Below are 21,615 nucleotides of genomic sequence, written 5' to 3' on the forward strand. Positions count from 1 at the left end.
GAAATGCGCTACTGCAGCGCAGAGGGTGCAGGGCAGCTGTACCGTGATGGAGCACTGGGCTGTGTCTCAAGTTTTGTTTCACGGTCGAGGAACAGGATCCTGACCCGGTTGCGATAGCAGTCAACGGTCCCGTCATAGGGCAGGGTTCGCCCGGTCAGCCGCTCGAACGCTGCCATGGTTGTCTGCTGGGAAAGGCGCCGACGCGACTCCAGCAGCGACACGACCATGAGGATTCCGCGCCTGGAGCCCATTCCGCCGCATCTTGCACGAATGCGAATCTGTCCACCTTCATGCTTGAGAAGAATGGAGACTGCATCAATCAGTGTCCGGTAAGCGGCCAACTGCAGTTCCACGCTCAGGTTGCAGGGGTCGCCTTTCAGATCAGGGCGGAGAACGCGCTCCGTCAGCGTCCACGACTCACGGATGCCACCAGCCTGCAAAGCCACGTAAAGCCCAAGATGCTCCAGACCCGAGGGATAGACCATGCTTGTCTGTTCGCGAAGGAGCCGCGAATGTACATTCGAAGTATGCAGAAGGCTGCTGGCCACTGCGTGATGTCCCTGGGCCTTGAGCCAGTCGGCCAGCTCCACCAGTGAGGTATCAATGCCGTCGCCGAGCTTGCGAAGGTGCAGGGCACGCTCACGCAGCTCCATCTCGCTGGCCAATTGCGAGCTCCTCGCAAGATGGATGGCGTCCCTTTCCCCCATCTCGCGCAGCCTGTAACGATGGTAGAAGTGGGTGATGCGTGATCCGAGCAACAGCAATACGATGCCGCTGATCGCCATGATCTGCTGGGTGATGAAGGCCGCGGGATCGAATGCGGTGGGATGGGTGTTGGGCGTGGTCAGGCCGATGACCATGTTGAGCACCGGTACTGCAAGGGCGGCACCCTTCCAGCCATACAGGCAGGTAAGTGCGGCCGCGGGGAGTGCCAGCAGCAGCAGGAGCGTTGCCTTCAGCGCAACCCAGTCTGCGGGCAGTTGAGTTGCTGCTATCCCGATCAGGAGCATCGATGAAAGTGCCGCCAGCATCGGGGTCTTTCGTCCAGCGTTCCACTCCTGCCCCAGGTCCTGTCGCGCCCACAGCATGGCGATGGGGGCCACCGTCAGAATGCCGATGAAGTCGCCCACGCTGTAACGCGCCGCACTGGTCAGGAAGGGCGTGGAAGGGGGTGTTGGCCAGAGCAGATGGGAAAAGCTGAGGTTCAGCAGCGTAACTACGACGCTGGAAGCGGCGGCAATCAACAAAAGGCCGATCGTCTGCGACTCCGCCATCAGTCGCCGTTGCAGCTTCACAATCAACATCACTGCGGGCATGAGGAACGCGGAGGCAACAATGACCCATGTCAGGCCGTACTTCTCGATCATTGGCACGCGGGACTGTGCAAAGTACGCATATTCGCCCAGCAGCAGATACGGCCACAGGCGCGGCGGGCACAACAGTACGGCCGCCACCCGGATGCCGGCTGGCAAATAGAACTGATCCAGCGACAGCTGTCGGGTTGCCCAATAGGCAACTGCATAAAGCAAGGCAAGCATCAGGCCAGCCGGACGAATGCGCACCTTCAGCAACAATCCTTCTTTCCACCAGTCCAATCGCACGTCCCCCTCTCCTACGTGTCCCCTGTCAGCTTCCATTCGCCGCGAGGCCCGGTTTCTCAGGACGTTATCGGTCTGCGAACGATTATGCAATTGCACAGCGGCGCATTTAGGGAGTTGACCAACCATCCATCACAGATGTTGCGTGAAAATCTGTGACGTGTGCAGCACGATCAGCGCTGCGGTGCGCCTGTCAGAGCGTTCAATCCAGGAGATGCGGAATCTTCACCACAACGCATCCCGCAGCTTGTACCAGGACATCGCCGCCACCAGCAGCGGCGTGCGCAGCAGCCGGCCGCCGGGGAAAGGCGCATGCCGCAGGCGCTGGAACACGTCCAGGCGCTCGCTCTGGCCGGCAATCGCGGCGGCGATGACCTCGCCGGCCAGCCCGGCGGCGGCCACCCCATGGCCGGAGAACCCCTGCGCGAAGTACAGGTTGCCGTCCAGCCGGCCCCAATGCGGAGCGCGGTTGCGGGTGATGTCCACGTAACCGCCCCAGACCTGCTCCAGCGGCACGTCGGCCAGTTGTGGAAACACCTGGTGCATGCGCCGCTGCATCACCCTGTGCAGGCCGGGTGGGGGCAACGCCGAGTAACTGGCGCGGCCGCCGAACAGCAGCCGGTGGTCGTGGCTGAGGCGGAAATAGTCCAGTGCCCACGCGGTGTCGGCCACGGCCATGTTGTTGCCGATCAGGGCGCGGGCGCGCTCGGCCCCCAGCGGCGCGCTGGCGCCGATATAGGTGCCGACCGGCATGATCCGCCGTTCCAGGTCGGGCAGCAGGCCCTGCAGCCAGGCATTGCCGGCCACCACCAGATGCGCAGCGCGCACGCTTCCCTGCGCGGTATGCAGGGTGGGCTGCGGTCCGCGCTGCACGCGGGTCACTGCGGAGTTCTCGTGGATCACCACGCCGGCCGCACGTGCCGCATCGGCCAGGCCACGCGCATAGGCCAGCGGGTGCAGGTGCGCGCTGTGCGGATCGAACATCGCGGCGCGGTAGCGCGGGCTGTCCAGCTGTGCGCGCAGCGCATCACGGTCCCACCACTGCATCGGGTAGTCGTAGTGGCGCTGAAGATGCTCGCAGTTGGCGCGCAGGTCGCGCTCATGGCGCTCGCGGATGGCGACGCTGGCGTGGCCCTCCACCCAATGGCAGTCGATACCATGGCGGTCGATGCGCCTGCGCATCGCCTGTACTGCGTCGCGCGACCAGTCGAACAGGTGGCGCGCATCGTTACGGCCGAGCTGACGCTCCAGTTCGTCCACCTCGCAGCCATAGCCGACCAGCACCTGGCCACCATTGCGGCCGGACGCGCCCCAGCCGATCCGCTGTGCGTCCAGCACCACCACGCGTTGGCCACGCACGGCCAGTTCCAGTGCGGCGGTCAGGCCGGTATAGCCGGCGCCCAGCACCGCAACGTCGGCCTGCACCTGCCCCTGCAACGCGGGCAGTGCGGGCGGTTCGGGCAGGCTGGAGGCATACCAGCTGGGCGGAAAGGCGGCGCTCACTGCAGGCCTCGTGGGTGCAGTGCGGGCGGGCGGAGCAGGGCAGGTCGATCAGCGTTCACCCCGGTAGTTTCGCCGATGCATGGCAGCTGTGGTGTGACGGCAGCGACTTGCCGCCGTTGCCAGGCGACGGGTAACGTGTCGGCACGCCAAGGAGTCTTCCCATGCGCCGCCTGCCCTGGGTGGGCCTGCCCACCGACAGCACCGTGCTCGGCCACCACCGTTTCGCGGTGGCCGGCGAGAAGTATGTGCGCGCGCTGGCCGAGGCGGCCGAGGTGACCCCGGTGGTGTTGCCGAGCCTGCAGCCACCGTTGCCGGCCAGCGACTGGCTGCTTGGGCTCGATGGCCTGCTGTTGACCGGCGCGGTCAGCAACATCGAACCGCAGCACTACGAAGGCGGCCGCAGCTGGCCAGGCAATCCGCATGACCCTGCCCGCGATGCCAATGCCTTCGCGCTGCTGCACGAGGCGCTGGCGCTGGACCTGCCAGTGCTGGCGATCTGCCGGGGCTTCCAGGAGTTGAACGTCGCACTGGGCGGCACCCTGCATCCGCAGGTGCATGCGGTGCCCGGCCTGGCCGACCATCGCGACGACCCGCAGGCGCCGGTGGACGTGCAGTATGGGCCGGCCCATGCGGTGACCCTGGCCGCCGACGGCTGGCTGGCGCAGTGGCACGGCAGTGGCCGCGCGCAGGTCAATTCGGTGCACGGACAGGGCATCGCCCGCCTCGCGCAGGGCCTGCAGGTCGAGGCCATGGCCGATGACGGACTGGTCGAGGCGGCGCGCAGCCTGCACCATGGATTTGTGCTCGGCGTACAGTGGCATCCGGAGTGGCGTGTCACGCAGACGCCGTTCTATCACGCTATTTTCCGTGCGTTCGGCCAAGCTTGCCGGCAGCACCAACAGAACCGACTGGATTCCCGATGAGTTCCCGAACGCGCCCGCGCAAGACGGCCACGCCCCCCGCACCGCAGGAAAGCAGCCTGCTGCGCTGGCTGAAGGAGCGGCGCATCACCGAGGTGGAATGCCTGGTGCCGGACATCACCGGCAACGCCCGCGGCAAGATCATTCCTGCCGACAAGTTCTCGCACGACTACGGCACGCGCCTGCCGGAAGGCATCTTCGCCACCACCGTCACCGGCGAGTTCCCTGACGACTACTACGAGCTGACCTCGCCGTCGGACTCGGACATGATGCTGCGCCCTGACCCGGATACGGTGCGCATGGTGCCGTGGGCAGCCGATGCCACCGCACAGGTCATCCACGATTGCTACACCAAGAGCGGCGAACCGCACGAGCTTGCGCCGCGCAACGTGCTGCGCCGCGTACTGGCGGCTTATGCGGAACTGGGCCTGCGCCCGGTGGTGGCGCCGGAGCTGGAGTTCTTCCTGGTGCAGAAGAACACCGACCCGGACTTCCCGCTGCTGCCACCGGCCGGTCGCTCGGGGCGCCCGGAGACCGCGCGACAGTCGTACTCGATCGACGCGGTCAACGAGTTCGACCCGATCCTCGACCTGATGTACGACTACGCCGATGCGATGAAGCTGGACGTGGACACGCTGATCCACGAATCCGGCGCAGCACAGCTGGAGGTGAACTTCACCCATGCCGATGCGATGGACCTGGCCGACCAGGTGTTCCTGTTCAAGCGCACCATGCGCGAGGCGGCGATGCGCCACGGGGTGTACGCCACGTTCCTGGCCAAGCCGATGGAAAACGAGCCCGGTAGTGCCATGCACATCCACCAGAGCCTGGTGCGGGTGAGCGATGGCAGCAATGTGTTCGCTGGCGAGACCGATGCTGAGGGCGAGTTCAGCCCGGTGTTCGGCCACTACCTGGGCGGCCTGCAGAAGTACGCGCCGCAGGCGATGGCGTTCTTCGCGCCGAACGTGAATTCCTACCGGCGCCTGGTGTTCGGCGAAGTCTCGCCGAGCAACGTGCACTGGGGCTTCGACAACCGCACCTGCGGCCTGCGCGTGCCGCTGGATACGCCGGAAAACATGCGCGTGGAGAGCCGTTTCGCCGGCTCCGACGCCAACCCCTACCTGGCGATGGCCGCGACCCTGGCCTGCGGCCTGCTCGGCATCCGCGAGCGGCTGGCGCCGGACGCGCCGGTGACCGGCAGCGCGAAGGAACTGGGCTACAACCTGCCGCGCTCGCTGGGCGAGGCACTGGACGGGCTGGAGCAGTGCAGCGAGCTCCAGGCCCTGCTGGGCGAGCGTTTCTGCCGCGCCTACATCTCGGTCAAGCGCAAGGAATACGAGACCTTTTTCCGCGTCATCAGCTCGTGGGAGCGCGAGTTCCTGCTGCTGAACGTCTGAGCATCTGGAATAGAAAAATCCGCCGCCGGGGGGTAGGCTGGCACCCGTCGCCGGCCCCGCCGGCCCCCCTTCCCGCATTCTGGAGCACCCGATGAAGCTGCGTATCCTCACGCTCGGCCTGGCCTCCGCCATGCTTGCCGCCTGTGGCGGTGGCAACGGCGGCGCGCAGGACAGCCAGGTCCTGAACGTCTACAACTACAGCGATTACATCGCCGAGGACACCATTCCGACCTTCGAGAAGGAGAGCGGCATCAAGGTGACCTACGATGTGTTCGACAGCGATGAGATGGTCGAGACCAAGCTGCTGGCTGGCAACAGCGGCTACGACGTGGTGGTGCCGACCCTGAACTTCTTCGGCCGCCAGATCCAGGCCGGCGTGTTCCTGCCGCTGGACAAGAGCAAGATCCCGAACCTGGCCAACCTCGATCCGGCGGTTATGAAGCGCATCGCCACCCAGGATCCGGGCAACCAGTACGGCGTGCCGTACATGATCGGCACCACCGGCATCGGCTACAACGTGGACATGCTGAAGCAGCGCTTCGGCGGCAGCACCGATATCGCCAACAGCTGGGACCTGGTGTTCAAACCGGAGAACATCAGCAAGATGAAGGACTGCGGCGTGACCATCCTGGACACGCCGGCCGACATGATCCCGATCGCGCTGCATTACCTGGGCCTGGATCCGCACAGCGGCGACCCGGCCGAGCTGCAGAAGGCGGCCGACCTGCTGAAGTCGATCCGCCCGTACGTGCAGAACTTCCACTCCTCGCAGTACGTCGGTTCGCTGGCCAATGGCGGCACCTGCCTGGTGGTCGGCTGGTCGGGTGACATCATCCAGGCCCGCGACCGCGCCGAGGAAGCCAGCAATGGCGTGCACGTGGCTTATTCGATCCCGAAGGAAGGTGCGCCGCAGTGGTTCGACATGCTGGCGATCCCGAAGGACGCCAAGCACCCGGAAGCGGCTTACAGGTTCATCAACTATCTGCTGGAACCGAAGGTCGCCGCGGCCAACACCAACTTCATCCACTACGCCAACCCGATCCCGGCCGCGACACCGCTGGTGGACGAGGCGATCCGCACCGACCCGACGATCTACCCGCCGGCCGACGTGGCCGAGAAGATGTTCACCTACTCGATCAACACGCCGGAGACCGACAAGCTCTACACCCGGCTGTGGACCGAGGTGAAGACCGGCCGTTAAGCCGGTCTGGCGCCGCCGGGCCTTGCCCGGCGGCCGCCTTGCTTCACCGCTTCACCGTGCCGGAATCGGTACCGTCGGCCTGGTCAAGGTGCCTCAGGATGGCCGGCAGCAGGTCGCGTGCATCGCGGCCGCCGTTGCACAGGAACGACGAACTCATCCGCTGCAGGTTGTGCATGCCGATGAAGAACAAGCCCGGTTGCGGGGAAACGCCAAACTCGCCCAGCGGATAGCCGTGGGCATCCAGCGCGCCCTGCACATCGAGCCAGGGCCACTCGGCGACGAAACCGGTGGCCAGCACCACCGAGCGGATGCCTGCCGCCTGCAGATCCAGTTCATCCGGGGCTATGTCCGGCTCCCAGTGCAGATAGACCTCTTCGGGAATGTAGCGGGCATCGTCGGTGCGCGGCTCGGGCCGCGTGGCGTAGTACGCGCTGGCCAGCGAATCGAGATAGGCGTACTCGGCCCGCGTCGCTTCAATCGCGGTGCGAAGCTGCGGGCGGACATCGGCGAAGCGGGCGGTGTTTCCATTGAATTCCTGCAACCGTCCCAGCAACCTGATCCCTGCGCGGTGCATCGCCAGCAGGCTGATCGAACTGCCCAGGCCGGCGCCTCCCTTGCCGGAAATCAGGGGGAACTCCGCGGTGCGGGCCTTGCGCAGCGCGTCCGGCTCGCCTGCCAGTACGGCCGCCGATTGGCTTACGTGTTGATGGATGCGCCCGGCCATGTCCCAGCAGGTCATCGAGTCCTTGCCGCGCAGCCGACGGGTGTGCGAATGACGATCGGCCAATGACCAGTACACGCTGCGACCAGCGTCGCACAGGTCCTGGGCGATCTGTGCGCCGGATTGGCCGCCGCCGATGACCAGCACCGCGCCCGGGGGTAGCTGGCCGGGACTGCGGTAGTCGCTGGAGTGCAGCACGGTGAGGCCTGCTGCGGGCGCGAAAGGGGCCCGGGGCAACCGCGCCCGGCGGTATTCACCGGTGGCGACCACCACCGCCTGGGCATGGATCAGCCCCCGGCTGCTGTCGATGGCATAGCCACCGGACTCCGGCCCGACCCGATGGACCACGCACCCCTCGCTGATCGGCAACGCGCGCTCGTCGGCATAGTCGCGCAGCCGTCGGATCACTTCCGGGGCCCCCATGAACCCTTCCGGGTCATCCCCGGCATAGGCATGGCCATGCAGGGCCATCGTCGCGTTGGCGGTGTTGGTCTGGAACGAATCCCAGCGCCGCCGCCAGCTGGCGCCCACGGTTTCGGCCTCCAGCACGCGATGCTCGACGCGGGCCTCCTGCAGGAGCGCGCTGAGCGACAACCCGGCCTGGCCGGCGCCGATGATGACCAGCGGCAGCCGTGCAGGCAGGCAGCCCGGCAGGCGGGGCGGGAAAGGGGAGGGGCTGTCCGGGGAAATCACCAGGGGCGGTCCATGCAAGGCCTAGATGCGGGACATTGCGCGGGGAATGTCCGGGGCTTTCAATGGATCCCGTTCTGAAAAATGTTGCAGATCGGGCTGCCGCCCGCAGTGTCTGGCCGGGACGGCTGCAGGGTCGTCCAGGGGAGCCCGGGCCGTGGGGCGGACAGGCCACCATCGCGGGGAAAACCGACACGCCCTCGGGGGCCCTGGGCGGGCCAGCGGCCGCTTCCACCCACTCCCGTCATATCCCCTTCGGCCCCCGGCCGTTAGAATGACCGCCGCTGTCCACCGCCCGCTCCCGGAGCCCCCATGCCCGTTGAAGCCCAGCCGGTAGCCACCGTCGTCGACACGACCGGTGCGCCCGGCTATCTCTCCATTCGCGACCTGCGCAAGGAATTCGACGGTTTCGTCGCCGTCGACGACGTCAATCTGGACGTGCGCAAGGGCGAGATCTTCGCCCTGCTCGGTGGCTCCGGCAGTGGCAAGTCGACCCTGCTGCGCTGCCTGGGCGGCTTCGAGACGCCCACCAAGGGCAGCATCACCCTCGATGGCCAGCGCCTGGACGCACTGCCGCCGTACCAGCGGCCGGTCAACATGATGTTCCAGTCCTATGCCCTGTTCCCGCACATGACGGTGGAGCAGAACATTGCCTTCGGCCTGAAGCAGGATGGCCTGGGCAAGGACGCGATCGGCAAGCGCGTCGGCGAGATGCTGGACCTGGTGCAGATGGGCCACCTGGGCAAGCGCAAGCCGCACCAGCTGTCCGGCGGCCAGCAGCAGCGCGTGGCGCTGGCGCGGTCGCTGGCCAAGGGGCCGAAGCTGCTGCTGCTGGACGAGCCGATGGGCGCACTGGACAAGAAGCTGCGCTCGCAGATGCAGCTGGAACTGGTCAGCATCATCGAATCGTCGGGCGTGACCTGCGTGATGGTCACCCACGACCAGGAAGAAGCGATGACCATGGCCACCCGCATCGCGGTGATGGATGCCGGCTGGATCCAGCAGGTCGGCAAGCCGGACGAGGTCTACGAGCAGCCGGCCAACCGCTTCGTTGCCGAGTTCATCGGTTCGGTCAATCTGTTCGATGGAGTGATCGACGAGGACCTGCCCGAGTATGTGACCGTGCGCTCGCCGCTGTTCCCGGCGCCGATCTACATCGCCCATGGCATCACCTGTTACGAAGGGCAGCCGGTCGCATTCGCGCTGCGCCCGGAAAAGGTGATGATCGGCAAGGACGAGCCGGAAGGGCACACCAACAAGGCCCAGGGCGTGATCGAGGACATCGCCTATTTCGGCAGCCATTCGGTCTACCACGTGCGCCTGCCCAGCGGTGCCAAGGTGCTGGCCAATTTCGCCAACTCGCAGCGCTGGGCCAGCGATGGCCTGACCTGGGGGGACAGCGTGTGGGTGCACTGGCGCGACAACGACGGCGTGGTGCTGACCTCATGAGCGTCGCCGGCCTGAAGCGCTGGCTGCCGGGGCTGCGTGCCACGGTGATCGGCATTCCGTACCTGTGGCTGCTGCTGTTCTTCGCGGTGCCGTTCCTGATCGTGCTGATGATCAGCTTCTCGCTCAGCCGGGTCGGCTCGCCGCCGTACACCTGGCTGCTCCAGTACGCGGACGGCGGCTTCTCGCTGAAGCTGAACCTGGAAAACTACCTGGCGCTGTTCCGCGATTCGATCTATGCGCAGGCTTTCCTCAGTTCGATCAGGATCGCGGCGATCTCCACCTTCCTGACCCTGCTGATCGGCTACCCGATGGCCTATGCCATCGCGCGCCTGTCGCCGGCCGCGCGCAACGTGGCGATGATGCTGGTGGTGCTGCCGTCGTGGACCTCGTTCCTGATCCGCGTGTACGCGTGGAAGGCGATCCTGGACCGCAATGGCCTGCTCGACCAGTTCCTGCAGTTCACTGGCCTGCAGACGCTGATGACGTCGATGGGGCTGCCGAAACTGCAGCTGATCGATACGCCGACGGCCGCCTACATCGGCATCGTCTACTGCTACCTGCCGTTCATGGTGCTGCCGCTGTACGCCAACCTGGTCAAGCATGACCACCGCCTGCTGGAAGCGGCCTACGACCTCGGCGCCAAGCCGTGGCAGGCGTTCCTGCGCATCACCTTGCCGCTGTCCAGGGCCGGCATCATCGCCGGCTGCATGCTGGTGATGATCCCGGCGGTGGGTGAGTTCGTGATCCCGGAAATGCTCGGTGGTTCGGAGACGCTGATGGTCGGCCGCCAGCTGTGGAACGAGTTCTTCAACAACCGCAACTGGCCAGGCGCCTCGGCGATGGCGGTGGCGATGATCCTGTTGCTGCTGGTGCCGATCCTGCTGTTCAACCGTTCCCAGCAGCGCCTGCTGGAAGGGAAGCAGGCATGAGCCCGCGTACCGCCAAGGGCCTGGGTCTGGGCGTGCTGCTGCTCGGCTTCGCCTTCCTGTACCTGCCGATCCTGCTGTTGATGTTCTATTCGTTCAACAGTTCGCGGCTGGCGATGGTCTGGGCCGGGTTCTCCACCCGTGCCTACAGCGACCTGTTCGCCGACCGTGCGCTGATGGATGCGATGTGGACCAGCCTGGTGGTGGCGTTCTGGACCGCCTGCACCGCCACCGTGCTGGGTACGCTGGCGGCGATGGTGATGACCCGTTTCAAGCGTTTCCGGGGCAAGCCGCTGTTCGGTGCGCTGGTCACCGCGCCGCTGGTGATGCCGGATGTGATCCTGGGCTTCTCGCTGATGGCGCTGCTGGCCTCGATGGGCGCGATTCCCGGCTTCCCCGCGCGTGGCCTGGCCACCATCTGGATCGCACACGTGACCTTCACCCTATGCTTCGTCACCGTGGTGGTGTCCTCGCGCCTGCAGGAAATGGACCTGTCGCTGGAAGAAGCGGCGATGGACCTCGGTGCCAGCCGGTTGACCGTATTCACCCGCATCACCCTGCCGATCATCGCGCCGGCTCTGGTGGCGGGCTGGCTGCTGGCCTTCACGCTGTCGCTGGATGACGTGGTGGTGGCCAGTTTCGTGGCCACGCCGGGCTCGACCACGCTGCCGATGAAAGTGTTCGCCTCGGTGCGCATGGGCATCAGCCCGAAGATCAACGCGTTGGCCACGCTGCTGGTGTCGGCCGTGTCGATCGCTGCAGTGATCGGCTGGTACATCAACGCCCGCGCCGAGAAGCGGCGCCAGCGTGACCTGCAGCTGGCACGGCAGGACAACGGCTGAGCACACGGTCTGTCGACAGCGCCGGCAACATCCGGCTCACGGCCGGCGGCGCACAATGGGGGTCACTTTGATGGAGACCCCCCATGACCGTCGAGATCATCGACCCGGCCACCGGCCAGGTGACCTACCGCCATGAACTGATGGGCGCTGCTGACATCGAGCAGCGCCTGCAGGCCGCCGCCGATGCGTTCCCCGGCTGGGCCGAGCGTTCGCTGCAGGAACGCGGCGCGATCCTGCGCCAGATCGCGGCGCAGCTGCGCACGCGCCGCGACGACCTGCAGCAGGCGATGACCCACGAGATGGGCAAGCTCAAGGCCGAAGCGCTGGCCGAGGTCGACAAGTGCGCGGCGGCCTGCGAGTACTACGCCGACCATGCGGCCGACTATCTCAAACCGCAGCTGATCGACACCGAAGCGCAGCGCAGCTATGTGCGCTACGAGCCGATCGGCTGCGTGTTCGCGGTGATGCCGTGGAATTTTCCGATCTGGCAGGTGTTCCGCTTCCTCGCACCGGCGTTCATGGCCGGCAACGTGGCCCTGCTCAAGCACGCCAGCAACGTGCCGCAGTGTGCCGACCTGATCCTGGCGGTGTGCCGTGATGGCGGCCTGCCGGACGGCGTGTTCGACGTGCTGCACATCGACAACGACCAGGCCGCCGACGTGCTGCGCGACGCACGGGTGAAGGCGGTGACGCTGACCGGCAGCGAGCGGGCAGGGCGCTCGATCGCCTCCAACGCCGGCAGCCAGTTGAAGAAGTCGGTGATGGAGCTGGGTGGCAGCGATGCCTTCGTGGTGCTCGACGATGCCGACCTCGACAAGACGGTTGCGGCAGCGGTGAAGTCGCGCTTCGACAACAGCGGGCAGACCTGCATCGCGGCCAAGCGGTTCATCGTGGTCGAGGCGGTAGCCGATGAATTCACCCGTCGCTTCGTTGAAGCTGCGGCCAAGCGCCAGTACGGCGACCCCGATGAGCGGGGCACCACGCTGGCGCCGATGGCCCGTGCCGATCTGCGCGATGAACTGCACAAGCAGGTACAGGCCAGCGTGGCCAAGGGGGCGCGTGTGCTGATAGGCGGCGAGCCGATTGCCGGCACCCATGCCGGCTATCCGGCCACGGTGCTCGACCAGGTCGGCCCGGGCATGCCGGCCTACGACGAGGAACTGTTCGGTCCGGTGGCTGCGGTGATCCGGGTCGCTGATGAGAGCGAGGCACTGCGCGTGGCCAACGACACCCGCTTCGGCCTCGGCGGCAGCGTGTGGACGCGCGATCCGGTGCGCGGCGAAGCTTTCGCACAACGCATGGAATGCGGCGCCGCGTTCGTCAACGCGATCGTCAAGAGCGATGCGCGGCTGCCGTTCGGCGGCAGCAAGCAGTCTGGGTTTGGCCGGGAACTGGCCGACCACGGCATCCATGAGTTCATGAACATCAAGACCGTTTACGTAGCTTGATGCCGAATGGCAATGCCGGCCGCTGGCCGGCATTGCCCTGGTTGCCGGCCAGCGGCCGGCACTACCACCAGCGGGTCACAACCACTTTGCGCGCTTGAACAACCGGTACAGGCCCACGCAGACGCCGCCCACACCAACGATCATCAGTGGGTAGGCCCACGGTTGGCTCAGCTCCGGCATGTGGCTGAAGTTCATCCCGTACCAGCTGGTGATCAGCGTCGGTGCCGCCAGCAGCGCGGCCCACGCACCGAGGCGCTTGACCGTCTCGCCCTGCGCCAGCGTCACCAGCGACAGGTTCACGCTGAGCGCGGTGCCCAGCATCTCGCGCAGGGTGTCGATCACATCGCTGATGCGTACCGCGTGGTCGTGCACGTCACGGATGTAGAGCTTCACTTCGTCCGGAACCAGCTCGCCCTGGTAACGGCGCAGCTGGGCCAGCACATCCTGCAGCGGCGCCACCGCCATCCGCATCTTGTTCAGTTCGCGCTTGAGCTCGTACAGGCGTACCACGGTGCTGCGCTTGTAGTTCTCGGCGAAGATGTCCTTTTCCAGCAGGTCCAGGGTGTCGCGGAAGCGGTGCACGATCGGCAGGTAATTGTCGACCACGAAGTCGGTCACCGCGTACAGGCAGTACGACGGGCCCATCTTCAGCAGCTGCGGCTCACGCTCGACCCGAGCACGTACCGGCGCGTAGGAAAGCGAGGCGCCGTGGCGCACCGTTACCAGGAAGCGCGGGCCGAGGAAGGCATGGGTTTCGCCATACTGGATGCGCTCGTCGACCATCTGCGCGGTGGTCACCACCACGAACATTGAATTGCCGTAGGTCTCGACCTTGGGCCGCTGGTGGGCGTTGCGCGCATCCTCGATGGCCAGGTCGTGCAGGCAGAACTCCTCCTGCAGTTTCAGCAGCACATCGTCGTTGGGGTCGTACAGGCCAACCCAGACAAAGCCATTGCCACTGGCAATGACATCGCTGATGGCGTCCAGGGTGATGTCGTGGCGTTTGCCCTCGTCATCGTAGTGGACGCAGTTGATGACGCAGGCGGGGTTGGCTGAAGCCGGGGCGGAAGCGGAGGCGGGCAATGACATGCCCGCCATCGTGCGTCAGCGCCGTGTTTCGGACAAGTGAGGATGGCGCCCCAGTACCCACGCCAGCGCGACGTGGACGGGCAGCAGCAGCACGATCCACTGCACGTTGTACTGCGCCTGCAGGCTCAGCCAGTGCAGCACCAGCGCCGCCACGGCCTGCACTGCCAGCAGCCACAGCACGACCCTGAACATGCGGCCCGGCACGCGCCGGCGCAGCAGGCTGATTGCTCCGGGCAGCAGCAGCACGGCCACCGGCGAAAGCAGCAGCAGGTTGCGGTTGGCCCAGGCGGCGTAGTGGATGCTGAAGCCCCACAGGAACACCAGCAGGCTGCCGGCGATGGCGCACAGCAGCCAGAACGGCAGGGCCAGCCCGGCCAGCAGGCGCGGGCGGTTGCGCAGCACCAGCACGCCGCCGGCCACGGCCAGACCAAGCAGCAGCCACGGCCACCAGCGACGCGCGAATTCCTTCGGCTCCGGATCGATGCGGTGTGGCAGCAGTTCCTGTTCGGACTGCACCAGCGGCCGGCCATCACTGTTGCGTGCCTGGCGCAGCGCATCGGCCAGGCGCATCGGCACGAACGCTTCCTGCCAGCGCGACAGCGGCTGGTCGGCAAACGGCCCCAGGCCGACATCGAAGCCCAGCCACATCCACGGGGCGGGCGAGGCCAAGCGCACCGACTCGCTGCGGTAGGTGTTGCCGCGCGAACGCCCCGACAACTGCGACTGCAGGCCACCGCCCAGCGCCTTGTCCACCGTGTCGCGTACCATCGTGGCGCAGTTGGCGGTGTAGTAGTCGTAGTGGTAGCGCGCGTTGTCCGGCTTGGCCCGCTCGGCCAGGTCAGCGGCCAGGGCACGCGCCTGGTCGGGGCGCAGGTCCAGCCACTGCACGCTGGCACCGCGGCCGGTCTCGTCGTAGTACGACAGGTCCTGCTGCAGCGGTAGCGCCACCAGGTAATACATCATGTCGCCGCGCACGAAGCGGCTGATGAAATCGTCCTCGGACGGATCGAAGTAGCCGAAGTTGTATGAGGTCGCTTGGCCGCTGAGCGGATCGATCACCACGATGGCATCATGCCCGAAGCGTTCGAAGAACACGGTGCCCGGCTGCATGGTCACCACGCCGATACGCGGGACCGGGGCCTCGGCGTTGGCGGTGGCAGGTGCGGGCACGGCTGCCGCCGGCTGCGCGAAGGCGGCCAGTGGCAGGGCCATGGTCATGGCCAGCACACACAGTGCCAGCCACGCCGTCAGGATCAGACTGCGGCGCTTCAAGCGTCGTCCTGCGCGTCCGGCGGCAGCACGGTCACGTGGAAGGCCTGCACCCGGCGCGCATCGGCGCGGGCCACGCGGAACATGAAGCGGTCCAGCGCCAGCTCATCGCCGACTTCCGGCAGATGGCCCACGGCCTCGGTGACCAGGCCACCGATGGTGTCGTAGTCCTCGTCGGAGAACGTCGCGCCGAAGCGCTCGTTGAAGTCGCCGATCGGGGTCAGCGCGTCGACCACGTACTGGCCGTCGGACTGGATGGCGATCTGCGCGGACGGATCCTCGGCCTCGTCGTGCTCGTCGTCGATCTCGCCGACGATCTGCTCCAGCACGTCCTCGATGGTGACCAGGCCGGCGACACCGCCGTACTCGTCGACCACGATGGCCATGTGGTTGCGCGACAGGCGGAACTCCTTCAGCAGCACGTTCAGCTTCTTCGCCTCCGGGATCAGAACCGCCGGGCGCAGCAGCTCGCGCACGTTGGCCGGGCCGTTGTCGGCGACCACGCCGCGCAGCAGGTCCTTGGCCAGCAGGATGCCAAGGATGTCGTCCTTGTTCTCGCCGTGCACCGGGAAGCGCGAATGGCCCGATTCGACCACCTGCTTCATCAGTTCCAGGAAGGGCGCTTCGACCGGCAGCGAGACCATCTGCGAGCGCGAGATCATCACGTCGCCCACGGTCAGCTCGGCCACCGAAATGGCGCCTTCCATCATCTTCAGGGTATCGGCGGCGATCAGACCCTCTTCCTGCGCGGTGTGCAGGACAGCGACCAGCTCGTCGCGGGTGTGGGGTTCGCCGGAGAAGGCCGAGGTCAGGCGTTCAAGCCAACCGCGCTTCTTTTCACTGTGCTCCGCAGGGGAGCTACTACTGTCGTCTTCTGACATCTCTGGAAAAAAGGCACCCGGCAGGCCGGGCGTTGGCCCAAGTCTAGCAGGATGTGGCGGCCTGTCAGTGACCGTCGCTGCCCGGTCCGGTGATCGGCGGCGGGGCCAGTTCAGGCCGGGCAGGGGCTTCTTCTTCAGGCAGGTCCAGGCTGTAGGTACAGCCGGCCAGCGTTTTCCCCGGATGGGAGGCCACGGTGGAGACGCTGAGGATGATCGACTCGATCTGGGCCTCGCCGCTCTGCGGGTCGGTCACGTCGCGGCTGACCAGCTCGCGGCCGGCCATGAACTTGCCGTCCTGGTCGTAGCCGGTCTCCAGCGCCAGCCGCTTGGCCAGAGGCCGAGGGTCGGCCTGGTCGAGGACGGCCATGATGCTGGCGCCGGCCACCGCTACCCGCTCGGTCTGTTGGCCGAAGACGGTGATCGGGCTGGCCAGCCGGTACTCGCTCATGAACTGGTTGCCCTGCGGCAGCGGCTGCAGGCCCCGGGCCACGGCCTTCAGCGGATCGGCCAGCAGCGGCGCCAGCGCTGTCTGCTCGGCCACGCCCTGGCGGCATTCGATCAGCGCCGGCAGATCCAAGGCAGCGGCCGGGGCGGACGCGACGAGCAGCAGGGGCAGGGCAATACGCAGCAGCACAAAGAAATTCCCGTTGTAGAGCCGAGCCCATGCTCGGCTGCATTTCGGTCAGGTTTGCGGGGGGCGATGCGTTGGAGCCGAGCGTAGGCGCGGCTGTATAGGCCTTAGCGCTCGCCCGCGTACGGGTCGTCAATGCCCAGCTCGGCCAGGATCTCGCGCTCCAGCTGTTCCATCGCCTCGGCCTCCTTGTCGTCCTCGTGGTCCCAGCCAAGCAGGTGCAGCACGCCGTGCACGGTCAGGTGCGCGTAGTGGGCATTGAGCGCCTTGCCCTGTTCGTCGGCTTCACGCGCCACCACCGGTGCGCAGATCACCAGGTCACCCAGCAGCGGGAACTTGACGCCCTTGGGCAGACCTTCGGGCACTTCGGCCGGGAAGCTGAGCACGTTGGTGGCGTAGTCCTTGCCACGGTAATGGCGGTTCAGCGACTGGCCTTCCTTGGCATCGACCACGCGGATGGCCAGGTCGGCCTCGCGGATGCGGCCCTTCAACGCAGCGGCCACCCACTTGCGGAAGCTCACTGCCGCCGGCAGCCCGGTACGCGGCAGGGCATAACTGACGGCGACGTCCAGTCGCACGGGACCACGGGTCATGGCGTCGCTCCAGGCTGGATCTGATGCAGGTCGCGGCGGTCGTAGGCGCTGACGATGCGCGCCACCAGCGGATGCCGGACCACGTCGCGGGATTCGAAGAAGGTGAAGCTGACGCCCTCGACCTCGCGCAGCACATCGATGGCGTCGCGCAGGCCGGACTTCACGTGCTTGGGCAGGTCGGTCTGGGTCAGGTCACCGGTGACCACCGCGGTGGAGCCGTAGCCCAGGCGGGTCAGGAACATCTTCATCTGCTCGATGGTGGTGTTCTGCGCCTCGTCCAGGATCACGAACGCATCGTTGAGCGTGCGGCCGCGCATGTAGGCCAGCGGCGCGATCTCGATGACGTTCTTCTCCAGCAGCTTGACCACCTTTTCCACGCCCATCATCTCGTACAGGGCGTCGTACAGCGGTCGCAGATAGGGGTCGACCTTCTGGCTCAGGTCGCCGGGCAGGAAGCCCAGCTTCTCGCCGGCTTCCACCGCCGGGCGCACCAGGATCAGGCGCTGCACCCGTGACTCGTTCAGTGCTTCGACCGCGCTGGCCACGGCCAGGAAGGTCTTGCCGGTTCCCGCCGGGCCGATGCCGAAGTTGATGTCATGCGTGGCGATCTGGTGCAGGTAGCGGCCCTGGTTGGCGCCGCGGCCGCGTACCGTGCCACGCTTGACCTTGATCGCCACGTCCTGCGCTTCGTAGGAGCGCTCGGCGATCTGCTCGACGTTGGCCTGCGCCAGGCGCAGGTGGATGGCGTGGTTGTCGAAGGTGGTTTCGCCGGCTTCGGCGTACAGCGCTTCAACCAGCTTCTGCGCCTCCACGATGGCTTCGTTGGGCCCGCTGATGCGGAACACGAAGCCACGATTGGCGATCTCCACGCCGAGCTTCAGCTCGATCTGGCGCAGGTGCCCATCGAAGGGGCCGCACAGGTTGGCCAGTCGCTCGTTGTCTTCCGGCGACAGGGTGAAGTCTCGATGATCGATGCTTTTCATTGCTTGGGGTGGGGCGGGGTCGCCGTCCACCGCGATGGACTCGGGGTGACAAGGTTACGCGCGTACCGGGCATGCGGCCAGCGGCGGGCCGATACGCGGTTTTCCACACCCGGTGTGGACGGGGGGCGCGAAAAGCTGTGGATAGGCCTTCGCAGTGCTTGTGCCACAAGGCGGATGAGGTGGTGGTGAAAAAACCGTCACGGTCGGCCGGCGCCTGTGACGGCAGCGCATCTTCCGCTGCCAGGCACCCAGTACGGCTGCCCCCGTCCGGTTCTCCACACCGGCTGTGGAATGATGCTGAATCAAGCTGTGGATAGGTGGCGAGGAACCTTGCAGCAAAAGGCCTGTCCGCGCGTGGCGAAAAAACCGTCAGGGCTGATCGGAATCATTGAGGGTGCACGGGGCAGGTGGCACCGTGTCGCCGTCGCAGGAGGGAATGGCATGGGCATCGGCAACGGGATGCGTGGACTCGGGCTGGTGGGCATCGGCCTGCTGGCGGGCTGTGGGCAGTCAACGCCAACGGCGCTGGGCACGCTGGAGTGGGACCGGATCACGGTGCCGGCGCCGGCGGCCGAGGTGATCGCCACGGTGGAGGTGCGCGAGGGCCAGCGGGTCAAGGCCGGGGCCGTGCTGATGCAGCTCGACCCCGCCCGCGGCGACGCGCAGTTCGCGGCGGCGCAGGCCGACACGGCGCGCGCGCAGGCCCAGCTGGAAGAGCTGAAGCTTGGCCCGCGCCAGGAACAGATCGCACAGGCCCAGGCACAACTGGCCGCGTTGCGCGCGCAGTCTGCTGAGGCCACTGCCTACTATCGTCGGGTGCAACCATTGGCACGCCAGCGCCTGATCGCCGCCGCCGAGCTGGACCGTGCACGAGCGGCCGCCGGCAATGCCGCGGCCAGCGTGCGTGCCGCCGAGCAGGCCTGGCTGGAACGGGTGCACGGCAGTCGCGCGCAGGACATCGCCCAGGGCCAGGCGGCCGCCGACGCCGCACAGGCGCAGCAGGTGGTGCAGGGCGTCAACCTGCAGAAGCTGCAGCTGCGCGCACCGCGCGATGGCGTGATCGATGCCTTGCCCTACCGGCAGGGTGACCAGGCACCGATCGGGGCGCCGCTGGCGGTGATGCTGGTCGGCGAGCGCCCCTATGCGCGCGTCTACCTGCCGCAGCCGCTGCGCCTGCAGGTCAAGGTCGGTCAGCCGGCGCAGATACAGCTGGAGGGAGGAAGCACCGTACTGAAGGGCCATGTGCGCGCGATCCGCAGCGAGCCTTCATTCACCCCGTACTACGCACTGACCGGCGATGACGTCGAGCGCCTGAGCTACCTCGCCGAGATCGACGTGGATGCAGCCAGCGACATGCAGAAGCTTCCGGCCGGACTGCCGGTGCAGGTGCGCTTCTGAACACCGGTGCGGACATCGCGGTGCATGCGCAGGGCCTGACCCGCCGCTTCGGTGAACTGCTGGCCGTGGACAAGGCCGACCTGACCGTCCCGCGCGGGCAGGTGTACGGCTTCCTGGGCCCGAACGGGTCAGGCAAGTCGACCACCATCCGCATGCTGTGCGGCCTGCTGGAACCCAGTGCGGGGCAGATCGAGGTGCTGGGCCTGGCGGTTCCCGAGCAGGCCGAAGCACTGCGCCGGCGCATCGGCTACATGACCCAGCGCTTCTCGCTGTACGAAGACCTGTCGGTACGCGAGAACCTGGAATTCCTCGCCGCCATCCAGGACCTGCCGCGCAACCAGGCCCGGCAACGGGTCGATGCGCTGCTGCAGCAGTACCGGTTGCAGGACCGGCAGCCGCAGCTGGCCGGTACGCTCAGCGGCGGGCAGAAGCAGCGCCTGGCCCTGGCCGGCGCCGTGGTGCATTCGCCCGAACTGCTGTTCCTGGACGAGCCGACCAGCGCGGTCGATCCCGAGTCGCGCCGCGATTTCTGGGAGGCCCTGTTTGAACTGGCCGACGCGGGAACCACGGTGCTGGTGTCGACCCATTACATGGACGAAGCCGAGCGCTGCCATCGCCTGGCGATCCTTGATCGCGGCGCACTGGTGGCCGACGGCACGCCGGCCGAGCTCTGTTCACGGCTGCAAGGACGAACGCTGCAGGTCACGTCATCGCAGCCACGCCAGGCCAGCCGCGTGCTGGCCGAGCTGCCCGGCGTGCTGAGCGTGGCGCAGATCGGCACCCATCTGCGCGTGCTGTGCAACGAAGGCGCAGCGGATGTCGCGGCGCTGCGGCGCGCGCTGGCCAGCGCCGACCCGCAAGCGCATATCGAAATCGTGGCGCCGAACCTGGAGGACGTGTTCGTGGCCGCCACCCGTGGCCGTGGCAGGGAGCCAGCGGCATGAACCTGCGCAGGCTGTGGGCGATCATGCTCAAGGAGCTGCGGCAGCTGCGCCGCGACCGCATCACGCTGGCGATGATCGTCGGCATTCCGGTGATGCAGCTGCTGCTGTTCGGGTATGCGATCAACCTCAACCTGCGCCACCTCGATGCGGGTATCGCCGACCAGGCCAACAGCGCCGCCTCACGCGCGCTGGTGCAGGACATGGTCGCCACCGGCGTGATCACGCCACGCAGCGAGGCCTACACGCCGGACCAGCTGATGCAGGCGCTGCGCCGCGGCGAGATCAGCGTCGGCATCGTGGTGCCGGCGGACTTCGAGCGTCGCCGCTTCGATGGACGCGAAGCGGTACAGGTGCTGGTCGATGGCAGCGACACCGTGGTGCAGAGTGCGGCGATCCAGCTGGCGCAGGTGCCACTGGATACGCGCCCGACCAGCAATACGCGGCCGCTGCGCGAAGGCAGCATTGCCGGTGGCCAGGTCAGCGTGACCAGTTTCTACAACCCGCAACGGCGCTCGGCGGTGAACATCGTGCCCGGCCTGATCGGGGTGATCCTGACCATGACCCTGGTGATGTTCACGGCGGTGGCGGTGGTACGCGAGCGCGAGCGCGGCAACATGGAACTGCTGATCGCCACGCCGGTATCGCGCAGCGAACTGATGGTCGGCAAGGTGCTGCCCTATGCAGCCATCGGCCTGCTGCAGACCACGCTGGTGCTGGTGCTGGGCACCTGGCTGTTCCAGGTGCCGATCCGCGGCAGCCTGCTCGACATCTACCTGGCCGCAGTGCTGCTGGTGCTGGCCAACCTGGCGCTGGGCCTGCTGATCTCCACGCGCGCGCGTTCGCAGTTCCAGGCGATGCAGATGACGCTGTTCCTGTTCCTGCCGTCGATCCTGTTGTCGGGTTTCATGTTCCCGTTCGCCGGCATGCCGCGGCCGGTGCAGTGGCTGGCCGAAGTGCTGCCGCTGACCCACTTCCTGCGTCTGGTGCGCGGCATCATGCTGCGCGGCGCCTCGCTATGGGAGCTGTGGCACGACGCGCTGGCGCTGCTGGCCTTCATCGTGGTGATGATGACGCTGGCGATCCTGCGTTTCCGCAAGCGCCTGGATTGAGGCCTGTCATTCGGTAGTGCCGG

Annotated in this window: 19 protein-coding genes; 10 read left to right on the plus strand and 9 right to left on the minus strand. The window is 66.8% G+C overall.

Going from position 1 to position 21,615, the window contains the following annotated elements; all coding sequences use genetic code 11:
- Nucleotides 1-8 precede the first annotated feature (8 nt).
- A complete protein-coding gene (locus tag ACSDHM_RS05360; protein ID WP_072166938.1) occupies nt 9-1,601 on the minus strand; it encodes an MASE1 domain-containing protein in 1,593 nt (530 codons plus the stop codon).
- A gap of 222 nt (nt 1,602-1,823) precedes the next feature.
- Entirely contained in the window at nt 1,824-3,101 is a 1,278-nt protein-coding gene (locus ACSDHM_RS05365; RefSeq protein ID WP_088497697.1) for an NAD(P)/FAD-dependent oxidoreductase, read from the minus strand.
- A gap of 161 nt (nt 3,102-3,262) precedes the next feature.
- Between ACSDHM_RS05365 and ACSDHM_RS05370 the strand changes: the two genes are divergently transcribed.
- From ACSDHM_RS05370 to ACSDHM_RS05380, 3 genes are all read left to right on the plus strand, one after another.
- The gene (locus ACSDHM_RS05370; RefSeq protein WP_188241122.1) at nt 3,263-4,024 is read left to right on the plus strand and encodes a gamma-glutamyl-gamma-aminobutyrate hydrolase family protein; all 762 of its coding nucleotides are present in this window, start codon (nt 3,263-3,265) and stop codon (nt 4,022-4,024) included.
- Nucleotides 4,021-5,418 (plus strand): glutamine synthetase family protein, encoded by a 1,398-nt coding sequence (locus ACSDHM_RS05375; protein WP_049416306.1) that lies wholly within the window; start codon nt 4,021-4,023, stop codon nt 5,416-5,418. The genes ACSDHM_RS05370 and ACSDHM_RS05375 overlap by 4 nt, the downstream gene beginning before the upstream one ends.
- Before the next feature lie 91 nt (nt 5,419-5,509).
- Nucleotides 5,510-6,619 (plus strand): polyamine ABC transporter substrate-binding protein, encoded by a 1,110-nt coding sequence (locus tag ACSDHM_RS05380; RefSeq protein WP_005415924.1) that lies wholly within the window; start codon nt 5,510-5,512, stop codon nt 6,617-6,619.
- Nucleotides 6,620-6,662: 43 nt separating this feature from the next.
- On the opposite strand, the gene ACSDHM_RS05385 is transcribed toward ACSDHM_RS05380, so the two are convergent.
- Entirely contained in the window at nt 6,663-8,051 is a 1,389-nt protein-coding gene (locus ACSDHM_RS05385; protein ID WP_439426717.1) for a flavin-containing monooxygenase, read from the minus strand.
- A 291-nt stretch (nt 8,052-8,342) separates the two neighbouring features.
- On the opposite strand from ACSDHM_RS05385, the gene ACSDHM_RS05390 reads away from it, so the two are divergent.
- The 4 genes from ACSDHM_RS05390 to ACSDHM_RS05405 all read left to right on the plus strand — a co-directional run bounded on the left by ACSDHM_RS05390 (nt 8,343) and on the right by ACSDHM_RS05405 (nt 12,695).
- Complete coding sequence (locus ACSDHM_RS05390; protein WP_111007597.1) at nt 8,343-9,479, plus strand: ABC transporter ATP-binding protein; 1,137 nt, start codon at nt 8,343-8,345, stop codon at nt 9,477-9,479.
- Nucleotides 9,476-10,408, plus strand: a complete 933-nt coding sequence (locus ACSDHM_RS05395) for an ABC transporter permease subunit (RefSeq protein ID WP_049469494.1) — start codon at nt 9,476-9,478, stop codon at nt 10,406-10,408. The genes ACSDHM_RS05390 and ACSDHM_RS05395 overlap by 4 nt, the downstream gene beginning before the upstream one ends.
- Nucleotides 10,405-11,247, plus strand: a complete 843-nt coding sequence (locus ACSDHM_RS05400; RefSeq protein WP_005415928.1) for an ABC transporter permease subunit — start codon at nt 10,405-10,407, stop codon at nt 11,245-11,247. Before ACSDHM_RS05395 ends, ACSDHM_RS05400 begins: the two co-directional genes overlap by 4 nt.
- Before the next feature lie 83 nt (nt 11,248-11,330).
- Nucleotides 11,331-12,695: an NAD-dependent succinate-semialdehyde dehydrogenase gene (locus ACSDHM_RS05405; protein WP_439426718.1), complete on the plus strand. Its 1,365-nt coding sequence runs from the start codon at nt 11,331-11,333 to the stop codon at nt 12,693-12,695.
- A 75-nt stretch (nt 12,696-12,770) separates the two neighbouring features.
- Here ACSDHM_RS05405 and ACSDHM_RS05410 read toward each other — a convergent pair whose 3' ends face one another.
- The 6 genes from ACSDHM_RS05410 to ACSDHM_RS05435 form a co-directional block, all read right to left on the minus strand.
- Nucleotides 12,771-13,793: a magnesium and cobalt transport protein CorA gene (locus ACSDHM_RS05410; protein WP_065195776.1), complete on the minus strand. Its 1,023-nt coding sequence runs from the start codon at nt 13,791-13,793 to the stop codon at nt 12,771-12,773.
- Nucleotides 13,794-13,799: 6 nt separating this feature from the next.
- Nucleotides 13,800-15,056 carry a lipoprotein N-acyltransferase Lnb domain-containing protein gene (locus ACSDHM_RS05415; RefSeq protein ID WP_439426719.1) on the minus strand — a complete coding sequence of 419 codons (1,257 nt, stop codon included), beginning with the start codon at nt 15,054-15,056 and terminating at the stop codon, nt 13,800-13,802.
- Entirely contained in the window at nt 15,053-15,934 is an 882-nt protein-coding gene (locus tag ACSDHM_RS05420) for an HlyC/CorC family transporter (RefSeq protein WP_005408827.1), read from the minus strand. Before ACSDHM_RS05420 ends, ACSDHM_RS05415 begins: the two co-directional genes overlap by 4 nt.
- Before the next feature lie 64 nt (nt 15,935-15,998).
- Nucleotides 15,999-16,565 (minus strand): hypothetical protein, encoded by a 567-nt coding sequence (locus tag ACSDHM_RS05425; RefSeq protein WP_425520594.1) that lies wholly within the window; start codon nt 16,563-16,565, stop codon nt 15,999-16,001.
- Between the two features lie 107 nt (nt 16,566-16,672).
- On the minus strand, nt 16,673-17,158 hold the full coding sequence (gene ybeY / locus ACSDHM_RS05430; protein ID WP_072166760.1) for an rRNA maturation RNase YbeY: 486 nt from the start codon (nt 17,156-17,158) through the stop codon (nt 16,673-16,675).
- Complete coding sequence (locus tag ACSDHM_RS05435) at nt 17,155-18,141, minus strand: PhoH family protein (protein ID WP_005415936.1); 987 nt, start codon at nt 18,139-18,141, stop codon at nt 17,155-17,157. The genes ybeY and ACSDHM_RS05435 overlap by 4 nt, the downstream gene beginning before the upstream one ends.
- Before the next feature lie 441 nt (nt 18,142-18,582).
- Between ACSDHM_RS05435 and ACSDHM_RS05440 the strand changes: the two genes are divergently transcribed.
- The 3 genes from ACSDHM_RS05440 to ACSDHM_RS05450 are packed head-to-tail and all read left to right on the plus strand — an operon-like array spanning nt 18,583 to nt 21,592.
- On the plus strand, nt 18,583-19,539 hold the full coding sequence (locus ACSDHM_RS05440; RefSeq protein WP_072166759.1) for an HlyD family secretion protein: 957 nt from the start codon (nt 18,583-18,585) through the stop codon (nt 19,537-19,539).
- 20 nt (nt 19,540-19,559) lie between these two features.
- Nucleotides 19,560-20,483: an ABC transporter ATP-binding protein gene (locus tag ACSDHM_RS05445; RefSeq protein ID WP_439426720.1), complete on the plus strand. Its 924-nt coding sequence runs from the start codon at nt 19,560-19,562 to the stop codon at nt 20,481-20,483.
- Entirely contained in the window at nt 20,480-21,592 is a 1,113-nt protein-coding gene (locus ACSDHM_RS05450; protein ID WP_171958405.1) for an ABC transporter permease, read from the plus strand. Before ACSDHM_RS05445 ends, ACSDHM_RS05450 begins: the two co-directional genes overlap by 4 nt.
- The last annotated feature ends 23 nt before the right edge of the window (nt 21,593-21,615 follow it).

Source organism: Stenotrophomonas sp. T8 (genome assembly GCF_051853085.1).
Classification (GTDB): Bacteria; Pseudomonadota; Gammaproteobacteria; order Xanthomonadales; family Xanthomonadaceae; genus Stenotrophomonas; species Stenotrophomonas sepilia.